Origin of the sequence: uncultured Agitococcus sp., from assembly GCF_937920075.1 — a bacterium.
GTDB lineage: Bacteria > Pseudomonadota > Gammaproteobacteria > Pseudomonadales > Moraxellaceae > Agitococcus.
Genome location: NZ_CALETI010000496.1, coordinates 1 through 1,561, shown reverse-complemented (window position 1 = coordinate 1,561; position 1,561 = coordinate 1). Strand labels below are relative to the sequence as shown.

Annotated in this window: 2 protein-coding genes and 1 pseudogene; 1 reads left to right on the top strand and 2 read right to left on the bottom strand. The window is 40.1% G+C overall.

Features of this window, described 5'->3' with window-relative positions; translation table 11 throughout:
• Positions 1-437 (top strand): helix-turn-helix domain-containing protein (locus tag Q0212_RS16605; RefSeq protein WP_297927600.1); only part of this gene is annotated, 437 nt, incomplete at its 5' end.
• A 42-nt stretch (positions 438-479) separates the two neighbouring features.
• Here Q0212_RS16605 and trpC read toward each other — a convergent pair.
• Both trpC and trpD read right to left on the bottom strand, forming a co-directional pair.
• Positions 480-1,277 (bottom strand): indole-3-glycerol phosphate synthase TrpC, encoded by a 798-nt coding sequence (gene trpC / locus Q0212_RS16600; RefSeq protein WP_297927598.1) that lies wholly within the window; start codon positions 1,275-1,277, stop codon positions 480-482.
• A 100-nt stretch (positions 1,278-1,377) separates the two neighbouring features.
• Positions 1,378-1,561 (bottom strand): annotated as a pseudogene (trpD, locus tag Q0212_RS16595) (anthranilate phosphoribosyltransferase); the annotation flags it as partial.

The following is a 1,561-nucleotide window of genomic DNA, read 5'->3' as shown; positions in this document are numbered from 1 at the left end:
ATGCAGGTGACTTTTTTGGTGAAATGGGTTTATTTGAAGAAAAGCCTGTACGTTCTGCATGGATTAGAGCTAAAACTGCCTGTGAAATTGCCGAAATTAGTTACCGTAAATTTAAAGACATCGCTCGTCAAGATGCAGGATTGATGTTTGCACTTTCTGCCCAATTAGCAGGTCGTTTACGCGCTACCACTCGTAAGGTTAGCGATTTAGCCTTCTTAGATGTAACAGGTCGAGTGGCTCGTTGTTTGTTAGATTTATCCAAACAACCTGATGCCATGACCCATCCCGATGGTATGCAAATTCGTGTTACTCGCCAAGAAATTGGTCGCATTGTCGGTTGTTCACGCGAAATGGTTGGCCGTGTATTAAAATCTTTAGAAGATCAAGGTTTGATTAGTGTTAAAGGCAAAACCATGGTAATTTTTGGCGCACGTTAATTCAGTACCCTGAGAATAAAAAAGGAGCTATTGCTCCTTTTTTTATTTACCAAAAAACAGATTTTTTAACGCATCACCTGGCTCAGGCGCACGCATAAATGCTTCACCCACCAAAAAGGCATTAATCCCATTCGCCTGCATTAAGGTCACATCTGAGGGATTTAAAATACCACTTTCGGTGACAATTAAACGATCTTTTGGAATTGAACGCATTAACGCCAAAGTCGTATTTAAACTCACTTGGAAGGTTTTTAAATTTCGATTATTAATCCCAATCATTGGCACAGGCAAACGCAAAGCACGTTCTAATTCACTCTGACTATGCACTTCCACCAAAACATCTAAACCATATTCGGTGGCAGTCACATATAACTCGGCTAATTGCGTATCTGTTAAAGCACTGACAATCAACAAGACTGCATCTGCACCAATGGCTCGTGCTTCAACCACTTGATAAGGATCAATGACAAAATCTTTGCGTAAAACAGGTAAGGTACAAGCAAAACGTGCAGCTTGTAGATAACTATCTGCCCCTTGAAAAAAATCAACATCGGTTAATACCGATAAACAAGCAGCACCAGCACGTTCATAACTACGGGCAATTTGAGCTGGCACAAAATCTTCACGCAAAACCCCTTTTGATGGAGATGCTTTTTTAATTTCAGCAATTACCGCAGGTTGTTTTTTATCAACACGGCGTTTTAATGCTTGATAAAAGCCACGCGTTGGTAAAGCTGTACGTGCGCGACTTTCTTGTGTAGCCAAAGAAACTTGACGTTGCCGTGCCTCTACTTCTTCTGCTTTACGTTGTAGAATCGTGGCTAAAATTTGTGAACTCATAAAAATCTACTTATATCAATTATTTAAGCTTAACGTTGAGGATTTATATACTCATCGCTCTGGGTGACAAATAGCTAAATCTCAGTGTCTTAAATCTATCCTATACTAAAAATGTACGACTAAAATCACGCAAAGCCACTAACTTTTCTAAAGCTAAGCCACTATAAACCGCATCTTCTGCCATCGTGACGCCTTGTTTAATATTGCTTGCCAAACCAGATACGTACAAGGCTGCTCCTGCATTTAATGCAATCATATCAGCCGCTTTTTGCGCATCTGCTAAT